Consider the following 19,903-nt stretch of genomic DNA (forward strand, 5'->3'; position numbering starts at 1 on the left):
GCAGTCGGCTCCTGAGGGCTCGCGCCCTCAGGCGAGGCCCGCGCCCTCTGATGAGACGCGCGCAACCCTCATTTCACCTGGCAGCCACACCGCTTTCTACCGGCTTTTGCGCAGACTTCCTAACCGCCGGATTCGTCCCGGACACCGCCCGCTCTCCACGAACCGTCCACCACCCGTCCATGAGATGAGCGCCCGGACCCCCTGCCGCGGTTCCCCGGACCAGGCGCGACATAGATCACAAGGGCACCTTCTCGCCACCGTCACAAGCGGAACCATTTGCCCTGGATAGCGGCACTTTACGAACGTAGCGCGATTGACCCGACACCGTACGTAACGGTGCCACCTACACCTATGGTCGTTCGCGGGCCGCCCCTCGCTGGGCGGCTCTGTCCTTGTCGTCAACCGAGAGGCAGGCGAGCGAACCCTTGCCGGCAGCCGCACCCGTCGCACCCGTAGCTCCGCGGACCCAGGCCCCTCCGTCCGCGCACACCTCGGCGGACGTGACCGTCGTCGACCCGGCGCTGGTGAAGCGGGCGGTGAAGGCGGCCGCACTCGGCAACGCGATGGAGTGGTTCGACTTCGGCGTCTACAGCTACATCGCCGTGACGCTGGGCAAGGTCTTCTTCCCCTCGGGCAACCCCACGGCCCAGCTTCTCTCCACCTTCGGCGCCTTCGCGGCGGCGTTCCTGATCCGTCCGCTCGGCGGCATGGTCTTCGGCCCGCTCGGCGACCGCATGGGCCGCCAGAAGATCCTCGCCCTCACCATGATCATGATGGCGGCGGGCACGTTCGCGATCGGCCTGATCCCCTCCTACGCCTCCATCGGCGTGGGCGCCCCGATCCTGCTCCTGGTCGCGCGCCTGGTGCAGGGCTTCTCGACCGGCGGTGAGTACGCGGGCGCGTCCACCTTCATCGCCGAGTACGCCCCCGACAAGAAGCGGGGCTTCCTCGGCAGCTGGCTGGAGTTCGGCACGCTGGCCGGTTACATCGGCGGCGCGGGCCTGGTCACGCTGATGACGGCGCTCCTGTCCACGGACGACCTGCTCTCCTGGGGCTGGCGCATCCCGTTCCTGATCGCGGGCCCGATGGGTCTGATCGGCCTCTACCTGCGGATGAAGCTGGAGGAGACCCCGGCGTTCGCGGCGGAGCTCAAGAAGGCGCACAAGGACGAGCAGTCCCGCCCGAAGGTACGCCTGCGCGAGATGGTCACGGGCCAGTGGAAGTCGCTGCTCCTGTGCATGGGCCTGGTCCTGGTCTTCAACGTCACGGACTACATGCTGCTGTCATACATGCCGAGCTACCTGACGAGCGAGCTCAAGTACGACGAGACGCACGGCCTCCTGGTCATCCTCGCCGTGATGGCGCTGATGATGTGCGCCCAGCCGTTCGCGGGCGCGCTGACCGACCGGGTGGGCCGCCGCCCGGTGATCGCGGCGGGCTGCGCGGGCTTCCTGCTCCTCTCCGTCCCCGCCCTGCTCCTGATCCGCCAGGGCTCGCTCTGGGCGATCGGCCTGGGCATGGCGGCGCTCGGCCTGCTCCTGGTCTGCTTCACGGCCTCGATGCCGTCGACACTCCCCGCCCTCTTCCCGACCAAGGTCCGCTACGGCTCGCTCTCCATAGGCTTCAACATCTCCGTGTCGATCTTCGGAGGCACGACGCCGCTGGTCGTGACGGCACTGATCGGGGCGACGGGCAACATGATGATGCCCGCGTACTACATGATGGCGGCGGCCGTCGTGGGTGGCGTCGCGGTGTGGTTCATGAGGGAGAGCGCGGGCCAGCCCCTGCCGGGATCACCGCCCGCAGTGGAGGCAGCCTCTGCCCACCCGGCGGGATCACCCAGCCCGTCCGGCGTTTGAGGACGAACTCGGCGAAGCCGGTGATGACGGCAACCAAGGCCCCCGCGCCGAGCGGGTTTGTGGGAAGGGGCGGGGTTGGGGAAAGAAAACCCCGCCCCCTACCCCGGCACCCCCGCCTGCCAAGCAGTAAACAAGGGCACCTCCCCCACCCCATCAAGCACCACAACCCCGAACGGCCGGTTAAAGGCGATCCACTCGATCCGTCGAGGGACATACGCACCGCCGGGCGCCATCGGCACGGCAGTAACCGCCGCCGCCTCGACCCCCTCCTCCGCGACCTTCACCACCGCCTCCTGCACCACCTGCGATATCGCGAGCCGCTCCGGCGACATCCCGGAGAAGTCGGCCCCCTCGCTCATGGCCCACCGCACCCCCAGCGCGGCCAACTGCTCCGTCGCGTCGATCCGCGTACGCAAGGACATCCGCGGCACCGCCATGTTGATCTGCTCGGCGTCGATCCCGGTCCACCGCCCCTCCGGCGCCCAGGCGAGCGGCAGCACCTCGGCGGCCCCCGCCCCCGGTTCGCCCAGCACGAACCGCACCCGCGCAGGGGCCCGCCCGCCCTCCGCCCGGCACTTCAGCTCGACTACGCTCGCGCCACCCACCGTCCAGGCGCAGTTCAGCGGAACGGGCCGGTGCATCGTGGCCACCCGGTGCCGCACGCCGAGCGCGTCCGTGAAGTCCTGGTCCCGCGTGCCCGCCCCCTCGAAGGGGATCTCCCAACGCGCCTTGAGCGCAAGCGCGTTGACAAGGAGAAGCAGCACATCCGGAGTGATCACCACCGGCAGCCGCTCGATCAGACCGCCCGTCGCCTCCCGCACCCACGCGTCGATGCCGTCCGGATCCATCGGCCCGAACCCCACGTCCGGCAGCGCCTCCCGATAGGCGCGGTACACCGGAACCCGGCTCCACACCCGGGTGGCGACGGCCACCGCGTCCGTGCCGGCCAGCGCCCGCGCGGTCTCCGTGACCACACCGGCAGCCTCCTCACCCGCGACGCCGAGCAACTCCCGCAGCTCCCCGGCGGTTTCCTCCCGCGCGCCCACCGCGACGGCGGCCAGCGCGAGCCACAGCCCGGCGGGCGAGCAGGCGAAGTCCCCCGCACCCGCGTCACCCCGCGGACCTTGCCCCTGCCCCTCTCCCAGCCCCAGTCCCTGCCCCTGTCCCGGCGAAGCCATCAGCGGCAGCCACCGATCGGCAAGCCCCCGGATCGCCACCGCGGGCAACACCTGCCCGGTCCCGTACGTCATCTCAACCCCCCGCAGCCCACAGCCCGCGTCCCGCCAACACAGGCCGACCACCCCAGTATGCGAGTCCCCACTGACAATCGACCCCGACCCCACTAACATCGTTAGGGAACCTAACGAACCCTTGGAAAGGCCCCCATGACCCAGCAGCAATGGACCGCGGTCGACACCTACTTCACCAACCTGCTCACCCCCGCCGACGAGGCCCTGACCGCGGCCCTGCACGACAGCGACGCGGCCGGTCTGCCGCAGATCAGCGTCGCGGCCAACCAGGGCAAGCTGCTGCAGCTCCTCGCCCAGCTCCAGGGAGCGCACCGCATCCTGGAGATCGGCACGCTCGGCGGCTACAGCACGATCTGGCTGGCCCGCGCCCTGCCCGCGGACGGCCGCCTGATCACCCTGGAGTACTCCCCGGTCCACGCCGACGTGGCCCGCGGCAACCTCGCCCGCGCCGGCCTCGACAAGCTCACCGAGGTCCGGGTGGGCCCGGCCCTCGACTCGCTCGCCGCGCTGGTGGCCGAGGAAGCGGCCCCCTTCGACCTGGTCTTCATCGACGCGGACAAGGCCAACAACCCGCACTACGTGGAGTGGTCGCTCAAGCTCACCCGCCCCGGCAGCCTCATCATCATCGACAACGTCGTACGAAGCGGCGAGGTGGCCGACGCCGACAGCACCGACCCCGGCGTGCTCGGCACCCGCGCCGCACTCGACATCATCGCCGGGCACCCGAAGTTGAGCGGGACGGCGCTGCAGACGGTGGGCACGAAGGGCTACGACGGCCTGGCACTGGCCCGCGTACTGGACTGAGACCGAGAAGGGTGGGAGTCCTCCTCAACTCTCCACATAGAAGCCGACGGTGACGCTGCGAGGCCCGGCCCGGTCCTGGACGACGACGTCACCGGACCCGCCCCGGGCCAGCGGCGCCGTTCCGCCGTACTCAAGAGGCGCCGCCACCCCGTCCACCGTCAGCCGCACCTCCGACGCGGGCTGGGGATGCGACCCGCGCAGCCAGGTGACGGTCCAGCGCCCGTCGGTCCCGCAGCGGAACTCCAGATGGGTGCGCGAGACGAACAGCCAGTCATCGGGCGGCACAAGGCGGCACCGGCCGGGGTCACGCCCCACCCGCAGCACGGAACCCGGTGCGCTCGGGGCGTCGGCCATGAGCATGCCCGCCGTCGCCCCCTCATCCGCCCCGGACAACAAGGCCATGGTCAGCTCCAGCACGTACGCTCCCCCACTCCCGACGACCGAACGCGCTCCCGGAGCACACCTCACCCCGCACCACACCGCGCCGCCGCATCCTAAATCGCCCCTCGCGCGAAAGCACGGGGCCTTGGAACAATGGACTCATGACCGAGCGGAAGCCACCTGGAATCAACTTCGAGTCATGGATCGACAAACAGATCCGTGAGGCGGAGGAGCGCGGCGACTTCGCCACCCTGAAGGGCCGCGGCAAGCCCCTCCCGGACGGCCTCGCAGACTCCTCGTACGACGAGCAGTGGTGGATCAAGCAGAAGATGGCCCGCGAGGGCCTCTCCCACCTCCCTCCGACCCTGGCCCTGCGCAAGGAGGCCGAGGACGTACTCGCCGCCGCGCCCGACGCCCCGTCCGAGCGAGCGGCCCGCCAGATGGTGACGGACCTCAACGCCAAGATCCGCGAGTCCCTGCGGATGCCGCCACCGGGCCCGCCCCTGGGCCTGAAGCCCTTCGACGTCGACGAGGCGGCCCGCACCTGGCGCGAACGCCACCCGGACTGAGGCCGTCGGGGGCATGCGCGAGGATGGGCGCATGAGCATCGTGAAAATCAACGTCCTGACTGTGCCCGCCGAGCAGCGAGAGGTCCTGGAGAAGCGCTTCGCCTCCCGCGCCGGCGCCGTGGAGAACTCGGACGGCTTCGAGTGGTTCGAGCTCCTGCGCCCCATCGAGGGCACGGATGACTACCTGGTCTACACGCGCTGGCGTGACGAGGAGTCGTTCAAGGCGTGGATGGAGGGCCCGATGAAGTCGGCGCACCAGGGCGGCGGCGCGGCCGGTGGCGAGCGGCCGAAGCCCGCTTCGAGCAGCGCCGCGGTGTGGTCGTTCGAGGTCGTGCAGCAGGCCGCGCCCAAGAGCTGAGAGCCTCACCCGGGCTCACCCGGGCCGAGAGCCCGTGGAGCGGCTGGGCCGGGCCCGGAAAAGCGATACCGGTGCGGCGCGCTCCCGTGGTGCCATGAGCCCCATGATGTCCACCGACCGGATACTCGCCTTCGCGGCCATGTCGTTCCTGTTGATCGTGGTCCCCGGGCCCAGCGTCCTGTTCGTGATCGGGCGGGCGCTGGCGCAGGGGCGTCGTGCCGCGTTGACCACCGTCGTGGGGAACACGATCGGCGCGTATGTGCTCGTCGTGGCCGTGGCCCTCGGGGTCGGGTCCGTCGTCGAGCGCTCGGTCGTCGTCTTCACCGCCCTGAAGCTGCTCGGCGCCGCCTATCTCGTTTACCTCGGGGTCAAGGCGGTGCGCCAACGCGCCTCGCTGCACGCCGCGTTCACCGGTGAAGGCCCTGCGCACAGCGGGCTGCGTACGTTGTGGGAGGGGTTCGCGGTCGGTGTGGCCAACCCCAAGACCATCGTCTTCTTCGCCGCCGTGCTGCCGCAGTTCGTCGACCGCGAGCAGGGGCACGTCATGCTGCAGATGCTGGTGCTCGGCCTCGTCTTCAACGCCATCGCCGTGACCTGCGACAGCGTGTGGGGCCTGGTCGCGTCCACCGCGCGCGGCTGGTTCGCGCACTCGCCGCGGCGCCTTTCGATGATCGGCGGGGTCGGCGGGCTCACCATGATCGGGCTCGGCGTCAGTGTCGCCGCCACCGGGCGCAAGGACTGAGCTCGGAAGGAAGGCCCCCAGGGCTTGATCCGGGGCTTAATTCGCTTGCGGGGAACGGCAGTCGCGTCCCGAGAATGGCCTCCATGAGTAGTCACATGGGTCACACGGGTCACACGAGTCACGTCGAGAACAGCGCCGCGGAGACCGCCTCCTGGACCGTCGCCCCCGAAGCCGTCGACTCCCCTGTCGCCGCGGCGCTCTGGCGCGCGTACTACACCGAGGTCAGCGACCGGTACTACCTCCTCCACGAGAAGCGCAGGACCGCGCCCGAGGAGCTGGAGCGCGAGATCGCGGCGGAGACCGGCGACGACCTCCGGCCGCCCAACGGCGTACTCCTTGTCGCCCGGTATGGAGGCGAGCCCGCGGGGACCGCCGGGGTGCGGCTCATGGGCGACATGAAGGGGACGAGTACCGCCGAGCTCAAGCGCGTCTTCCTCCGCGAGGACATGCGCGGCAAGGGCGGCGCCGCGCTTCTCCTCGCCGCCGCCGAGGACGCGGCCCGCGCGCTCGGCGCCGGGCAGCTCATCCTCGACACACGCCTCGATCTGGTCGAGGCCAGGGCGCTCTACGCACGGCACGGTTACGAGGAGAGCGAGCCGCTCACCGAGCGGATGTACGCCGAGTGCTGGTACGCCAAGAGGCTGGTCCCCGCGGCCGGTTGAGGCCGGACACTCCCTCGCCCGAGCGGCGTTGCGGCGCCGCTCAGGCCGCAACGCCGCGCTGAGGAGGCCTGCCGTTGTGCGGCCGTTCGGCGTCCGAGCCGCACATCTCGGCGCCCAGTTCCTCCACGAGCTTGACCAGGTCGGTGGGCCGGTCGGGACCCCACCAGTCGCCGAGCAGCTCGGACAGGGACTCCTCACGGGCCCTGGCCAGCTTGGCGACCGCCGCACGGCCCTCGTCGGTCAGGGTCAGGCCCATGCCCTCGCGCCGGGCGAGATGGCGCTCCTCGACCTGGCGGGACGCCGCCGTGATCACGGACAGCGGGACGGCGCTGCGCTCGGCGAGCGTCGCCGGTTCGACATGGCCGTGGCGGTGGATCCGCAGCAGGAGCCAGCTGGCGGCGGGCAGCAGGTCGTAGCCCGCGCGCTCGGTGATGCGCACGTAGATCTCGCGGCGGCCCTCCCGCGTGCCGAGCACCGAGAGCGCCCTCGCCACTTCGTCGTACGACGAACGCTCCACGGGGTTGCTGGCGAGCGTCTGCGTCGTGTCGGGCGCCGTGACCGAGCCCCGCAGCTTGTCCTCGCGCAGGAACCAGGCGAGGACGAAGGCGACGAGGGCCACCGGCGCCGCGTACAGGAAGACGTCCGTGATGGACGAGGCGTAGGCGTGCACGACGCCGGGCCGCAGCGTCGCGGGGAGTTCGGCGATGCCCCGCGGGTCGGCCTTGAGGGAGTCCGTGCTGATGCCGGGCGGCAGCTGCTGTCCCGCGACGGCGTCGGAGAGCTTGGTGACGAGGCGGTTGGCGAAGATCGTGCCGAAGATGGCGACGCCGAACGAGGCTCCGATGGAGCGGAAGAACGTCGCGCCGGACGTGGCGACGCCCAGGTCCCCGTACGGCACCGCGTTCTGCACGATGAGCACCAGGACCTGCATGACCAGGCCGAGCCCGAAGCCGAAGACGAAGAAGTAGGCGCTCATCTCGCCCGTGCTGCTGTTCTCGTCGAGCTGGTGGAGCAGGAGCAGGCCGAGCGCCGTGACGCCGGTGCCCGCGACCGGGAACACCTTCCAGCGGCCCGTGCGGCTGACGATCTGGCCGGACGCGGTCGACGAGATCAGCATGCCGATCACCATCGGCAGCATGTGCACACCCGACATGGTCGGCGAGACGCCCTGGACGACCTGCAGGAACGTCGGCAGATAGGTCATCGCGCCGAACATCGCGAAGCCGACCACGAAGCTGATGATCGCGGAAAGCGTGAACGTCCTGACCCGGAACAGCTTCATCGGGATGACGGGTTCGGCCGCCTTGCGCTCGACGGACACGAAGGCCACCGCGAGCACGACGCCGAGCACCGCGAGGCCGGCGATCTGCGGCGATCCCCAGTCCCAGGTGGTGCCGCCGAGCGAGGCGACGAGGACGAGGCAGGTGGCGACGGCCGCGATCAGGAAGGTGCCGAGGTAGTCGATGGTGTGCTTCTGCGAGCGCACCGGGATGTGCAGGGCCGCGGCGATGACGACGAGCGCGACGATGCCGATGGGCAGGTTGATGTAGAAGACCCAGCGCCAGCTGAGGTGCTCGGTGAACAGGCCGCCGAGCAGCGGCCCGAGCACGCTCGTCACACCGAAGACCGCGCCGAACAGGCCCTGGTACTTGCCTCGTTCGCGCGGCGAGACGATGTCTCCGACGATCGCCATCGACAGGACCATCAGACCGCCGCCGCCGATGCCCTGCAGCGCGCGGAAGCCGATGAGCTGCGGCATGTTCTGCGCCATGCCGCACAGGGCCGAGCTGACCAGGAAGATCACGATGGCCAGCTGGAACAGCTTCTTGCGGCCGTACTGGTCGCCGAGCTTGCCCCAGAGCGGCGTGGCCGCCGTCGCGGCGAGCAGATACGCCGTGACGACCCACGACAGGTGCTCCATGCCGCCGAGCTCGCTGACGATGGTGGGCAGCGCGGTCGAGACGATGGTCTGGTCGAGGGCGGCGAGCAGCATGCCGAGCAGCAGCGCACCGATGGACACCAGTACGCCGCCGTGCGCGTGCTCGTCCGGTGGCCCGGGGACGGGATCTGGCTCCGGCCCCGCGGGGCGGGCGCTGACGTCCTGCGTCATGGACACCTCCTGAGAGCTCCCGCGTGTCCCGCGGGGCCTCTCCCTCTCCATCCTGGTCCGTGCGACCCGTTATGGCCTGTTGAAGCCGCGATCTGCATAATCGCTGGAGTTCTCTAGGGGTGGGGTACGAAGAGTGAGCAGCGCGGAGGAAAGACGTCCGGACGGCGTCGGCAGCGGCCGGGACGGTCAGCGATGTCCCGAATGCGGTACGTCGCGGGAGCCGGGCAGCGCGCCTGCCTGCGGCTGTACGGAGCGGGCGGCCGACGCGGCGCGGGACGCGAGGTCCGCGGACGCGGCTGCCGCGGAGGACTTCGATCCGCTCCGGATACGTCCGTATGTGACGCTGTCGGAGCCGTACGTGACGCTGCCGGAGCCGGGGCCTTCGGAGGAGCCGGGGCCTTCGGAGGGGCCTGCGCCCGGACCGGGACCGGCTCCCGCGGGCGTTCTGCCGCCGGAGGCGGCGGCCCCACCGCGGTCGGCGGACGTGGGGCTCTTCACGGCGGGCGACGCGTCGCAGGAGGGCCCGCCCCCGCCCTCTTTGCGGTACGACGACGAACCGGAACCGCGGCGCGGCCGTAAGGGCCTGTACGCGGGCGTGGGCGCGGCGGTGGCCGTGGTGGCCGTCGCGGTACTCGCCGCGTTCCTGCTCGCGCCCGACAAGCCGCAACGGGATCAGGCGCTGCCGGACGTGCCGACGCGTGCGGTGGACGCCCCGTCCGACTCCGCCACGGAGTCGACGCCGAGGACGGCTTCCCCCTCACGCTCCCGGTCCGCGACGGACACGGCGAGCCCGACCCCGTCCGCGCCTCCGTCCCCGTCCGCGTCCCGCACGGCGTCCGCGTCGGCCAAGCCGAGGACGACCCCGCCGCCGAGCCGCTCGACGGCACGGGCAACGGGTTCGGTGGAACCGGCCCCGCCGTCGGCCGACGGCGTCCTCAGCCGCGGTGACAGGGGCCCGGAGGTCAAGGAACTCCAGCACCGCCTGCACCAGCTGTACCTGTACATGGGCGAGCCCAACGGCAAGTACGACACCCAGGTCGCCGACGCGGTGACCCGCTTCCAGTACGCCCGGGGGACCCAGGAGGACGGGCAGGGGGTCTACGGGAAGGAAACCCGGGCGGCACTGGAGAGGGAAACCTCGGAGCCGTAGCGACCCCGCAGGACGGGTCGGGAGGGCCAGAGAGCCAGGAGAGCCAGAAGGGTGTCAGCCGAACGTGAGCCGTAGCGGCCCCGCAGGGCAGATCAGCCGAACGTGAGCCGGAGCCCCCCACCGGCCACCGGCTCCACCCGAACCTGCGTCAAGTCATCGACCTGCACCGTGGGCCCGAACTCCCCGGCCCGGGGGCCGACCCCGACGACCCGCATACCGGCCGCGCGCCCCGCGGCGATCCCAGCCCCGGAGTCCTCGAAGACGACGCAGTCGGCAGGGTCGAACCCCAGCTCGGCGGCCCCCTTGAGGAACCCCTCGGGATCGGGCTTGCTCGCCCCGACATTCTCCGCGGTGACCCGCACAGCGGGCAGCGGCAGCCCGGCCGCAGCCATTCGCCCCGTGGACAGCGGCACATCGGCGGACGTCACGAGCGCATGCGGCAGCCCTTCTATGGACGCCAGGAAAGCGGCGGCCCCGGGCACGGGGACGACACCCTCCATGTCCGCGGTCTCGGCGGCCAGCATCTCGCGGTTCTCCGCGTAGTTCTCCTCCATGGACCGCTCCGGCAGCAGCACCGCCATCGACGCGTACCCCTGCCGTCCGTGGACGACCTTGATGACCTCGTCGAAGTCGAGCCCGTACCGCTCGGACCAGCGCCGCCAGCAGCGCTCGACCACCGCGTCGGAGTTGACGAGCGTTCCGTCCATGTCCAGGAGGAGGGCCCGGGCGGTCAGAACAGAGGCGGTCTCAGCCGTCATCGACGTACTCCAGAACACAGAGGGAGATCCGCGGAGGAAAACTCGCGGAGGAAAGATCAAGGCAGCTCCGCCCGCCGGTCAGGGAACACGGGCGGAGCCACTTTGTTCCTCCACGATACAAAAAGGGGACACCAGACGCCAGCACCGCAGGTCACGCCCTCAACAGGGCCCCCAACGGGACCCCCCAACAGGACCCCGGCCAGACGCCTCAGAACACTCAGGCAATCGCCTCGTACAGGCTCCACACGCCGAGCCCCAACATCAGCAGCGCCGCGATCTTGGTGATGAGCGAGAGCGGCACGCGCTTCATCAGCGCCTTTCCGCCGACGATGCCGAGCCCGGCGACCGCCCACAGCGCGAGCACCGCGCCCAGACCCACGGAGAGCGGGTCGTCGTACCGCGCGGCCAGGTTCGCGGTCATGATCTGCGTCAGGTCGCCGAACTCCGCGACCAGGATCAGCATGAAGCCCGCCCCGGACACCTTCCAGAAGCTCTGGTCCTTGGGCTCGCGGACCTCTTCCTCGTCGTCGCCGCCCTTCAGGAGGAGCATCGCCGCACCGCCGAGGAAGAGCACACCGGTGATCGCGTGCAGCAGTTGCTGCGGCAGGAGCGTCAGTACGCTGCCGGCCGCCACGGCGAGCACGACATGGACGACGAAGGCGGCGGCGACCCCGGCGAATACGTACGAGGCGCGGTAGCGCGTCCCGAGGACGAGCCCGGCCAGCGCTGTCTTGTCCGGGAGTTCGGCAAGGAAGACGACGCCGAATACGAGCGCCATCACGCTGATGCTGATCAAGGTTCCTCAATCGGTCGGGGCTGCCCCACCGAGAGCAATCTGTACATCACGTACGACACCTCGGCACGGCAGCGCACACAGACGTACACGGTCATGTACGTCGGGCACTGCTTGCCGAAGGTCTCGCTGGCCGACCACGTCGATGACGGGGTCCGCCTCCGGGCGCCGGCTCAGGCGAGCTGAGCAGTATGTCGACGGTCCGGCGAAGAGCTACTCCCCTTCTGCGCCATCCATCGTACGGGACGTCCGCGCACCCCGGACCAGGGCCTTTCGACCTCCCGGAAAGTGATCCGGGCCACAGTCCGGAGCCGCCCGTCGGCGCTCGCCCGCGCCCCTGCGGGCCCGCTCGGCCAACTTCCGCACAGATGACCTGACATGACACAGCGCCAGAACTCTTGAACTGACCACCCGATTGACGCGACCCTGTCACCTGACGCACATCCGCAGGAAACCCCACCGCGTCAGCATGGCCGCCCCAACGGTCAACATCCCCCCACGACAAGGGAGTTCGTATGTCCGCTGTCTACGCGCGTCGACGCCTCGCCACTCTCACCGCCCTGACCGCCCTCGCCTCCGCGGCGGCCCTCCTCACCGGCGCCCCCGCCCAGGCCGCTCCCCCGGCCCCGGTCTCCGCCGCCACCGCCCGCACCTACCTGGGTCAGCTCACCGAGAAGGCCGAGGGCTCGTCCGACGGCTACAGCCGCGAGAAGTTCCCGCACTGGAGCACCCAGTCCGGCGCCTGCAACACCCGCGAGGTCGTCCTCAAGCGCGACGGCACGAACGTCCAGCAGGACTCCAGCTGCGCGGCCACATCGGGCACCTGGAAGTCCCCGTACGACGGCGGCACCTGGACCGCCGCTTCGGACGTCGACATCGACCACGTCGTCCCGCTCTCCGAGGCCTGGAAGTCCGGCGCGAGCGGCTGGACCACCGCCCAGCAGGAAGGTTTCGCCAACGACCTGACCCGCCCCCAGCTGATCGCGGTCACCGACAACGTCAACCAGAGCAAGGGCGACCAGGACCCGGCCGAGTGGATGCCGCCCACCGCGTCGTACCACTGCTACTACGCCCGGATGTGGGTGGACGTGAAGCACCACTACAACATGACGGTGAACCCGGAGGAGAAGACCAAGCTGTCCTCGGTCCTCAGCGGCTGCTGAGGTCACCGGATCCTCCACGGCTGCCGAGGTCACGGGCCTGTAACCAGCGGGAATCCCCGGAACCTCCCCACCGGCCTCCGTCGTTCCGTACCGTACGGGGCGACGGAGGAGAGTGATCATCGTGGCACGGCTGCGCCTGGGTCCAGTGCTGAGGTATGTCGACGGTTCGACGGCGACGGTCTGGGTCGAGGCCGACCGCCCGTGCACCGCCGAAGTGCGGTGCGCCGACGGCGCCAAGGGCACGGCGAACACGTTCCAGATCGCGGGCCATCACTACGCGCTCATCCCGGTCACCGGGCTGCGTCCGGGCTCCGAGACCGCGTACGAGGTGCGGCTCGGCGACGGCCCCGTGTGGCCGCTGCCGGACTCCCCCTTCCCGCCGAGCACCATCCGCACGCCGGGCGAGGGCGCGGACGAGGAGCTCCGTGTCACCTTCGGGTCCTGCCGCTGGGCGGCGCCGCCGAGCGGGGAGCACGACCCCGTCGGGCCCGACGCCCTGGACACCCTCGCCGCCAGGATCGCCACCGGCACGGCGGCCGACCGCCCGGACGTGCTGCTGCTCCTGGGCGACCAGGTGTACGCGGACAACACCTCCGAGGCCACGCGCCGCTGGCTCGCGGCCCGCCGGAACCTGAACGACCCTCCGGGCGACCAGGTCGCGGACTACGAGGAGTACACCCACCTCTACTACGAATCGTGGCTCGACCCCGAGGTGCGGTGGCTGCTCTCCACCGTGCCCAGCTGCATGATCTTCGACGACCACGACGTCATCGACGACTGGAACACCAGCGCGGCCTGGCTCGCCGAGATGCGCGCGACGCCCTGGTGGCGCGAGCGCGTGCTGAGCGGCCTGATGTCGTACTGGGTCTACCAGCACCTCGGCAATCTGTCGCCCGCCGATCTCGAGCGCGACGAGCTCTACGCCTCGCTGCGCACGACGCCGGACGGCACGGACGAGTTGCGCGCCTTCGCGTCCGCGTCGGACGCCGATCCCACGGCGACCCGGTGGAGCTACCGCCGGGACTTCGGCCGCGTACGCCTGCTCATGGTCGACACCCGGGCGGCCCGCGTCCTGGACGAGCAGAACCGCGCGATGATCGACCCGGAGGAGGCCCGCTGGCTGCGCGAGCAAGCCATCGACGGCACGGACGGGGCGGGCGGCGCGGGCGGTTGCGACCACCTCCTGATCGGCACGTCGCTGCCCTGGCTGCTTCCGCACCTCATCCATGACGCCGAGGGCTGGAACGCCGCGCTGTGCCGTGGCGAGCGCGGCGAGCGCTGGGCCCGCTTCGGCGAGAACCTGCGCAGGCGCTCGGACCTGGAGCACTGGGCCGCGTTCCCCTCGTCCTTCGACGCGCTGACCTCCCTGATCGCCGAGGTGGGCACGGGCGCGGGCGCCCCCGCGACGGTGTGCGTGCTCTCCGGCGACGTCCACCACGCGTACATCGCGGAACCGACCTGGCCGGGCGGCGACGGCCTTGACGCCCGCGTCCTGCAGCTGACGTGCTCCCCCATCCACAACTCCATTCCCGCGTCGATAAAGCTGGGCTTCCACTTCGGCTGGAGCAGGGTGGGCCGGGCCCTCGGCCGCCGTTTCGCGCGGCACGGACGCACGGAGCGGGCCGCCATCAACTGGCGCAAGACAGGCGGGCCCTGGTTCGGCAACCAGCTCATGACGCTGACGCTGCGGGGCCGTTCGGCGCAGGTGCGGCTGGATCAGGCGCAGGTGGTGAAGGGCGTGGGCGTACGGCTGCGGACGACACAGGAGTCGCGGCTCTCATAGCCCCGCAGCCCTCGCATGACCCCCTTAGCTCCCATAGCCGCGCAAAGGCGACCGGCGTCCGGATCAAGCCACGTGACACAGACCACACCCGTCTGACGATCCTCTGTTCCGGGGTTCGACTTCGGGGCTTCCGGCGGCATGATGAGGCGGACCGTCCGCTTCCATCGCCCCCTCCGATGCCCGGGAGTCACGCCTTTGTCCGCACCATCCGCAGCGACCGCACCGGAACATGACGTTGCTGTCGCCGTCGTCGGCGCGGGGCCCCGCGGCACGAGTGTCCTGGAACGCCTCTGTGCCTCGGCAGCCGAACTCCTGCCGCCGGGGGCCCGGCTCACGGTCCACGTCGTCGATCCCTCTCCCCCGGGTCCCGGACGCGTCTGGCGGACCGCCCAGCCGGCCGAGCTGCTCATGAACACGGTCGCCTCACAGGTGACCCTCTTCACCGACGAGAGCGTCGACTGCGCCGGGCCGATCCGTCCGGGGCCGAGCCTGTACGCGTGGGCCGCCGCAGGGCACGCGCCGGGGCTCGGCCCGGACGACTACCCGACCCGCGCCTGTTACGGCCGCTATCTGGAGTGGGTCTTCGCCGAGGTCCTGCACCGGGCCCCCGGAACGGTCCGGGTCGAGGTGCACGCGGCGCGCGCCGTGCGCCTCGACTCCGCGGACGGCACGGGCGGCGGCGCCCAGTCCCTCGTACTGGACGACGGCCGTGAGCTCTCCGGGCTCGGTGCCGTCGTCCTCGCGCAGGGCCACCTCCCCACGGTGGACGACCAGCGGCAGGAACACCTCGCCGCGCACGCCGCGTTGCACGGCCTGCGCCACATACCTCCGGCCAACCCCGCCGACGTCGACCTTTCGGCCATCGCGCCCGGCGAGCGCGTCCTGCTGCGCGGACTGGGCCTGAACTTCTTCGACCACATGGCGCTCCTGACACAGGGCCGGGGCGGACGCTTCACCCCGGCACCGGGGGGCGGTCTGCGGTATCAGCCATCGGGGCACGAGCCGAGGCTGTACGCGGGTTCGCGGCGCGGCATCCCCTACCAGGCGCGCGGCGACAACGCGAAGGGCGCGTACGGGCGGCACGAGCCGCTCGTCCTCACCCCCGACGTCATTTCCCGCTTCCGCAAACGCGCGGACAGCGGTGACGCACCGGACTTCCTCGACGAGATATGGCCGCTGGTCGCGAAAGAGGTGGAGACGGTCTACTACGCGGCCCTCGTCCAACCCGCCGCGCGGGCAACGGAGTTCCGGGGCGCCTTCCTCGCGGCGCCGCATCGCGGCTCCCAAGAGGCCCTGGTCCTGGCTGAGTTCGGGATCACCGAGGCCGCACACTGGTCCTGGGACCGGCTCGCGCGGCCGTACTCCGGCCATTCCTTCCGCTCCCGGGACGACTTCCGTGCCTGGCTGACCGCCTATCTGCGCGAGGACACCGCGCAGGCCGCGCTCGGCAACGTCGCGAGCCCGCTGAAGTCCGCCCTGGACGTGCTGCGCGACCTGCGCAACGAACTCCGCCTGATCCTCGACCATGGCGGCCTGACCGGCTCGTCCCGCCGCGAGCACCTGGACCGCTGGTACACACCTCTCAACGCCTTCCTCTCGATCGGCCCGCCCCGGCGCCGCGTCGAGGAGTTGACGGCCCTGATCGAGGCGGGGGTCGTCGAGGTGCTCGGTCCGCGGCTCGACGTGCGGCCCGGCCCCGACGGGACGTATCTGGCGCACTCACCCGACGTACCGGGATCGGATGTGTCCGTCACCACAGTCATCGAGGCCCGGCTCCCCGAACCGGATGTGCGGCGCACCGCGGACGAACTGCTCGGGCGGCTCCTGCGGACGGGCCAGTGCCGCGCCCATGTCGTCGACGGCTATGAAACCGGGGGCCTCGACGTGACACCCCGCCCCTATCACCTGATCGACCGTCAAGGTCGTTACCACGCAAGGAGGTTCGGGTTCGGAGTGCCCACGGAGGGCGTGCACTGGGTGACGGCGGCGGGGGCCAGGCCGGGCGTCGATTCGGTGACCCTGTCGGACGCGGACGCGGTGGCGCGGGCCGTGCTGCGGACGGCCGCGGGGGCGACGGAGATCCCCTCCCCGAGGGGAGTGGCCCGGTCCGCGGGGGAAACGGAATCGCCCGAATGGCCAGATGTTGAACTTGCAAGCATTGATTAGGTTCCCCTAACCTTGGGCCTCCGCTCGGTTACCGTCCCCGAAAAACCGAAGGAGACCCCCCATGACTGGACGTCTCAACAACGCCCAGCCCTACGCCCTCGGGCTTTTCCGCATAGTCATCGGCCTGCTCTTCGCCTGCCACGGCGCCGCCTCGCTCTTCGGCGTGCTCGGCGGCGCGATGGGCGGCGGCACGGTCGACGCCGGCACCTGGCCCGGCTGGTACGCGGCCGTCATCCAGCTGGTCGGCGGTGGCCTGGTCGCCCTCGGCCTCGGCACCCGCGCCGCGGCGTTCATCTCGTCGGGCTCGATGGCGTACGCCTACTTCAAGGTGCACCAGCCGGAGGCCCTGTGGCCGCTGCAGAACGGTGGAGAGGCCTCCGCGATCTTCTGCTGGGCCATGCTCCTGCTCGTCTTCACCGGCTCGGGCGCGCTCGGCCTCGACCGCCTCTTCGCCTCGCGCGGCGAGCGCGAGGACAAGGCGGCCTCGGAGCGGACGCCGGTGGCCGCCTGACGCACCGGCGTGCGCGCACGCGCCCTGTTCCATGTGACGGCGCCCCCTTCCTCGTACGCGTACGAGGAAGGGGGCGCCGTCACGTTCACGTGTTTCAGCCGACGGGAGCGAACGGCACCGTGAAGCACGCCACCCGGTCACCCGCGCCGCCCTGCTCGCGATGCAGGACGACGGATCCGGCCCCGCCCGGACGGAACTCCCAGTCATGACGGGAGGACGCCGCGCCCGAGCCGCCCCCGCCCGCGGTGAAGTCCAGCCAGACCTCGTTCTCCGGGGTGACGTAGGCAGGGTCCTCCGAGGGCTGGACCGGGTCCACGCGGTGCTGGTAGTGCCCGCCGGCCGCGGCCGGATCGGCGCCGCACGGCTTCTGGTGCACATGCGCGCCGTACGCGTGACCCGGCTTCATCCCCTTCACCCGCACCTTGACCCGCATGTCGCCCGGCCTGCCGCGCTGCTCGACCTCGATCGAGGAACCGGCGGGCACGAGCTTCATGTCGTACGTGATCGCCGACGAGGGGATGAAGGCCGTGGGCGGCGCGAACCGCGCCCCGACCCGCATCTCGTAACAAGGCGGCTCGTCCCCGCCGGTCACGCCACCGCCCGCTGCGAGCACCGCCGTCGCAACGGCCCCGGCGAGCATTCCTGCCACCATCGCCCCGCTCCTTCCGTACCGTCCGTCTGATGTCTCTGTTGGTACGGGACATCGGCTCCATACGCCCCATCGGGAGCGGCAGCCGGGTGAACGTGATGTAGCGAACATATGAGCCCCCCGTGGATCTCCGGCGAAGAGCGCGGCGTACGCTGTACAGCTGTCACCAAGCCGCCCCTGCCGCTCCCCCGCGACGTCGCGGCAGTCACGTCGTCGACCGGGGAGTTCGGGGAATTTCGGTGCTTGAGAGTCTGGGCTCACTGACCAGCAGCCCATGGATCTACGCGGTAGTGGCACTGTCGGTGCTCTTCGACATCGTCGTGCCCGTACTGCCCAGCGGGGTCCTCGTCATCACGGCGGCCACCGCGGCGGCCGCGGCAGGCACGGCGGGCACGGGCGCGGGGAACGTCGCGCACGAGGTCCCCGACATCCTGATCCTCATGCTGTGCGCGGCCACCGCGTCGGTCCTCGGCGACCTGGCCGTCTACCGCCTCGCCTGGCGCGGCGGCGAGCGCCTGGACCGCGCCATCGCCCGCTCGCGCCGCCTGACCACCGCGCAGGAACGACTCGGCACGGCGCTCGCCCGGGGCGGCGGCGTCCTGGTCGTCATCGCCCGCTTCGCGCCCGCGGGCCGCTCGATCGTCTCGCTCGCGGCGGGTGCGGCCCACCGCAAGGTGCGCGAGTTCCTGCCCTGGTCGGCACTCGCGGGCGTGGCCTGGGCCGGATACAGCGTCGCGCTCGGCTACTTCGGCGGACAGTGGCTCGGCGCGTCGTGGCTCGCCACGGGCGTCTCGCTGCTCGCGCTGTTCGCGGCGGGCGCGGGCGCGGCGTTCCTGGTGCGACGGCCGCGTACGACGCCGGCGTCACCGGCGGCGGCAGCGACAGCAGCGGCGACGAGCTAGGCGGCCGGGGCCTCCGCGGCCGTCTGCTCGGCTTCGGGCTCTGCTGCGCGCGGCCTGGCGCCCCGCACCTCGATCCCGGCGAGCAGTTCGGCGGTGGCTTCGGCGACCGCGTCCACGGCGCGGTCGAAGACCTCGCGGTTGTGCGCTGCCGGGGCACGGAACCCCGAGACCTTGCGCACGTACTGGAGCGCGGCGGCCCGGATCTCCTCCTCGGTGGCGTCCTCGGGGATGGCGGGCGGACGGAGGGTCTTGATGCTGCGGCACATGCTTACAGCTTGCCGCGAGTGAGGCGCGGGCGTGAAGTCGTACGCCCGGCGGGAGTCCTCGCACCTCCCCGGCGGGGGTCCCGGCGCCTCCCCCGGCGGGAGTCCCGGCGCCTCCGGAGTCCCCCGATGTTCACCCCACATCACGCGTGGCGGCTCTCGCCCTCGAAATTCGAACAGGAGTACCATTAGCGGGTGCCTGCAACCCCTGCATACGACTTCCCTGACGACCTCCTCGCGGGTCAGGAGGAACTGCACCAGGTCCGGGCCGAACTCCTGGCCCTCCTCAAGCGGCTCCCCTGGTCGGTCACGCCCCTGGACGGCTTCAGCGACGACCACGGCTGGCGCAAGGTGGAGCGACCCGCCTCCCCCGGCTGGACCCCGGACGAGCAAGCGGAAGTGGAGAAACTCCGCGCGAGGGAAAGGGAGTTGGCGGTATTTGTCACGTGCCATCGCTTCTGGGAACAGGTGACGGGCCCGGACGCCGTGGCGGCCCGCGCACGGCTCAAACACATCCATGAGAAAGCCATTGACACCGGGTGACAGCGGGCGTTGACTCCAGCTACGCCAAGGAGGTGCTGCCATGAATGTTCTCTTGGTCGTCCTGCTCCTTGCACTGGTCGGCCTGGGTTTCAGCCAGCCACTTCTGTGGCTGGCCGCAGCGGCGCTCGTCTTCTTCATGGTCCAGCAGTACGACCGCGGGGGCTCGGGAAAGAGCAGCAGCAAAAGCAGCACGGGCGGAAGTGGCGCGGGCGCGAGCGCGGGTGCCGGAGGCGGCGGTGGGGGCGGGGGCGGCGGAGGCGGCTTCCCCAAGACCTACCGCGACTACCGCATCCGCAAGGAACGCCAGGAGCGCTGGGACCGCAGGTACAAGCGCACACACCCGGGTTCGGGACGCTGAGCGATGCGGCCGCCTTCGGGCGGCCGCATCCCTCCGGTAGGACTAGTCACCATTCCGGGTGACAAGGCGCTTACCTGCGCAAACGCTGGGGATTGAGGTCATGCACAACGCATCGACCACCCCCGGGAG

The 19,903-nt window shown here is 71.0% G+C and carries 21 protein-coding genes; 14 read left to right on the plus strand and 7 right to left on the minus strand.

Features of this window, described 5'->3' with window-relative positions:
- Nucleotides 1-500 precede the first annotated feature (500 nt).
- A complete protein-coding gene (gene proP, locus AC07AG_RS16075; protein ID WP_478755716.1) occupies nt 501-1,859 on the plus strand; it encodes a glycine betaine/L-proline transporter ProP in 1,359 nt (452 codons plus the stop codon).
- 98 nt (nt 1,860-1,957) lie between these two features.
- Here the strand turns inward: proP and AC07AG_RS16080 are convergent, their stop codons facing one another.
- Nucleotides 1,958-3,109, minus strand: a complete 1,152-nt coding sequence (locus tag AC07AG_RS16080; protein WP_478755718.1) for a serpin family protein — start codon at nt 3,107-3,109, stop codon at nt 1,958-1,960.
- Nucleotides 3,110-3,244: 135 nt separating this feature from the next.
- Here AC07AG_RS16080 and AC07AG_RS16085 point away from each other — a divergent pair, with 135 nt between their 5' ends.
- A complete protein-coding gene (locus tag AC07AG_RS16085) occupies nt 3,245-3,913 on the plus strand; it encodes an O-methyltransferase (protein WP_478755720.1) in 669 nt (222 codons plus the stop codon).
- A 24-nt stretch (nt 3,914-3,937) separates the two neighbouring features.
- Here the strand turns inward: AC07AG_RS16085 and AC07AG_RS16090 are convergent, their stop codons facing one another.
- Nucleotides 3,938-4,330 carry an FHA domain-containing protein gene (locus AC07AG_RS16090; RefSeq protein ID WP_478755722.1) on the minus strand — a complete coding sequence of 131 codons (393 nt, stop codon included), beginning with the start codon at nt 4,328-4,330 and terminating at the stop codon, nt 3,938-3,940.
- Between the two features lie 125 nt (nt 4,331-4,455).
- Between AC07AG_RS16090 and AC07AG_RS16095 the strand changes: the two genes are divergently transcribed.
- The 4 genes from AC07AG_RS16095 to AC07AG_RS16110 all read left to right on the plus strand — a co-directional run bounded on the left by AC07AG_RS16095 (nt 4,456) and on the right by AC07AG_RS16110 (nt 6,625).
- Nucleotides 4,456-4,863: a DnaJ family domain-containing protein gene (locus tag AC07AG_RS16095; RefSeq protein WP_478755724.1), complete on the plus strand. Its 408-nt coding sequence runs from the start codon at nt 4,456-4,458 to the stop codon at nt 4,861-4,863.
- A 31-nt stretch (nt 4,864-4,894) separates the two neighbouring features.
- The gene (locus AC07AG_RS16100; RefSeq protein WP_478755726.1) at nt 4,895-5,221 is read left to right on the plus strand and encodes an antibiotic biosynthesis monooxygenase family protein; all 327 of its coding nucleotides are present in this window, start codon (nt 4,895-4,897) and stop codon (nt 5,219-5,221) included.
- 103 nt (nt 5,222-5,324) lie between these two features.
- Complete coding sequence (locus tag AC07AG_RS16105; protein ID WP_478756286.1) at nt 5,325-5,963, plus strand: LysE family translocator; 639 nt, start codon at nt 5,325-5,327, stop codon at nt 5,961-5,963.
- Between the two features lie 95 nt (nt 5,964-6,058).
- Nucleotides 6,059-6,625 (plus strand): GNAT family N-acetyltransferase, encoded by a 567-nt coding sequence (locus AC07AG_RS16110; protein WP_478756287.1) that lies wholly within the window; start codon nt 6,059-6,061, stop codon nt 6,623-6,625.
- 40 nt (nt 6,626-6,665) lie between these two features.
- On the opposite strand, the gene AC07AG_RS16115 is transcribed toward AC07AG_RS16110, so the two are convergent.
- A complete protein-coding gene (locus AC07AG_RS16115; protein WP_478755728.1) occupies nt 6,666-8,735 on the minus strand; it encodes a DHA2 family efflux MFS transporter permease subunit in 2,070 nt (689 codons plus the stop codon).
- A 133-nt stretch (nt 8,736-8,868) separates the two neighbouring features.
- Between AC07AG_RS16115 and AC07AG_RS16120 the strand changes: the two genes are divergently transcribed.
- Entirely contained in the window at nt 8,869-9,885 is a 1,017-nt protein-coding gene (locus tag AC07AG_RS16120) for a peptidoglycan-binding domain-containing protein (RefSeq protein ID WP_478755730.1), read from the plus strand.
- A 92-nt stretch (nt 9,886-9,977) separates the two neighbouring features.
- Here the strand turns inward: AC07AG_RS16120 and AC07AG_RS16125 are convergent, their stop codons facing one another.
- The gene (locus tag AC07AG_RS16125; RefSeq protein ID WP_478755732.1) at nt 9,978-10,643 is read right to left on the minus strand and encodes an HAD-IA family hydrolase; all 666 of its coding nucleotides are present in this window, start codon (nt 10,641-10,643) and stop codon (nt 9,978-9,980) included.
- A gap of 217 nt (nt 10,644-10,860) precedes the next feature.
- Entirely contained in the window at nt 10,861-11,439 is a 579-nt protein-coding gene (locus AC07AG_RS16130; RefSeq protein WP_478755734.1) for a TMEM165/GDT1 family protein, read from the minus strand.
- A 512-nt stretch (nt 11,440-11,951) separates the two neighbouring features.
- On the opposite strand from AC07AG_RS16130, the gene AC07AG_RS16135 reads away from it, so the two are divergent.
- From AC07AG_RS16135 to AC07AG_RS16150, 4 genes are all read left to right on the plus strand, one after another.
- A complete protein-coding gene (locus AC07AG_RS16135; RefSeq protein WP_478755736.1) occupies nt 11,952-12,599 on the plus strand; it encodes an HNH endonuclease family protein in 648 nt (215 codons plus the stop codon).
- A gap of 121 nt (nt 12,600-12,720) precedes the next feature.
- Nucleotides 12,721-14,382, plus strand: a complete 1,662-nt coding sequence (locus tag AC07AG_RS16140) for an alkaline phosphatase D family protein (RefSeq protein ID WP_478755738.1) — start codon at nt 12,721-12,723, stop codon at nt 14,380-14,382.
- Nucleotides 14,383-14,523: 141 nt separating this feature from the next.
- On the plus strand, nt 14,524-16,548 hold the full coding sequence (locus tag AC07AG_RS16145) for an FAD/NAD(P)-binding protein (protein ID WP_478756288.1): 2,025 nt from the start codon (nt 14,524-14,526) through the stop codon (nt 16,546-16,548).
- Nucleotides 16,549-16,609: 61 nt separating this feature from the next.
- Nucleotides 16,610-17,059, plus strand: a complete 450-nt coding sequence (locus AC07AG_RS16150) for a DoxX family protein (protein ID WP_478755739.1) — start codon at nt 16,610-16,612, stop codon at nt 17,057-17,059.
- A 94-nt stretch (nt 17,060-17,153) separates the two neighbouring features.
- Here the strand turns inward: AC07AG_RS16150 and AC07AG_RS16155 are convergent, their stop codons facing one another.
- Nucleotides 17,154-17,711 (minus strand): superoxide dismutase family protein, encoded by a 558-nt coding sequence (locus AC07AG_RS16155; RefSeq protein ID WP_478755740.1) that lies wholly within the window; start codon nt 17,709-17,711, stop codon nt 17,154-17,156.
- 236 nt (nt 17,712-17,947) lie between these two features.
- On the opposite strand from AC07AG_RS16155, the gene AC07AG_RS16160 reads away from it, so the two are divergent.
- The gene (locus AC07AG_RS16160; RefSeq protein WP_478755741.1) at nt 17,948-18,610 is read left to right on the plus strand and encodes a DedA family protein; all 663 of its coding nucleotides are present in this window, start codon (nt 17,948-17,950) and stop codon (nt 18,608-18,610) included.
- Here AC07AG_RS16160 and AC07AG_RS16165 read toward each other — a convergent pair.
- Nucleotides 18,607-18,876, minus strand: a complete 270-nt coding sequence (locus AC07AG_RS16165; protein ID WP_478755742.1) for a DUF2277 domain-containing protein — start codon at nt 18,874-18,876, stop codon at nt 18,607-18,609. The genes AC07AG_RS16160 and AC07AG_RS16165 overlap by 4 nt on opposite strands.
- Nucleotides 18,877-19,068: 192 nt before the next feature.
- On the opposite strand from AC07AG_RS16165, the gene AC07AG_RS16170 reads away from it, so the two are divergent.
- Together AC07AG_RS16170 and AC07AG_RS16175 are read left to right on the plus strand one after the other, a co-directional pair.
- Entirely contained in the window at nt 19,069-19,416 is a 348-nt protein-coding gene (locus AC07AG_RS16170) for a hypothetical protein (RefSeq protein WP_478755743.1), read from the plus strand.
- Nucleotides 19,417-19,456: 40 nt separating this feature from the next.
- Nucleotides 19,457-19,774, plus strand: coding sequence for a hypothetical protein (locus AC07AG_RS16175; protein WP_478755744.1), 318 nt, complete (start codon nt 19,457-19,459; stop codon nt 19,772-19,774).
- Nucleotides 19,775-19,903: the final 129 nt, after the last annotated feature.

It is taken from the genome of Streptomyces sp. NPDC044044 (genome assembly GCF_056434405.1).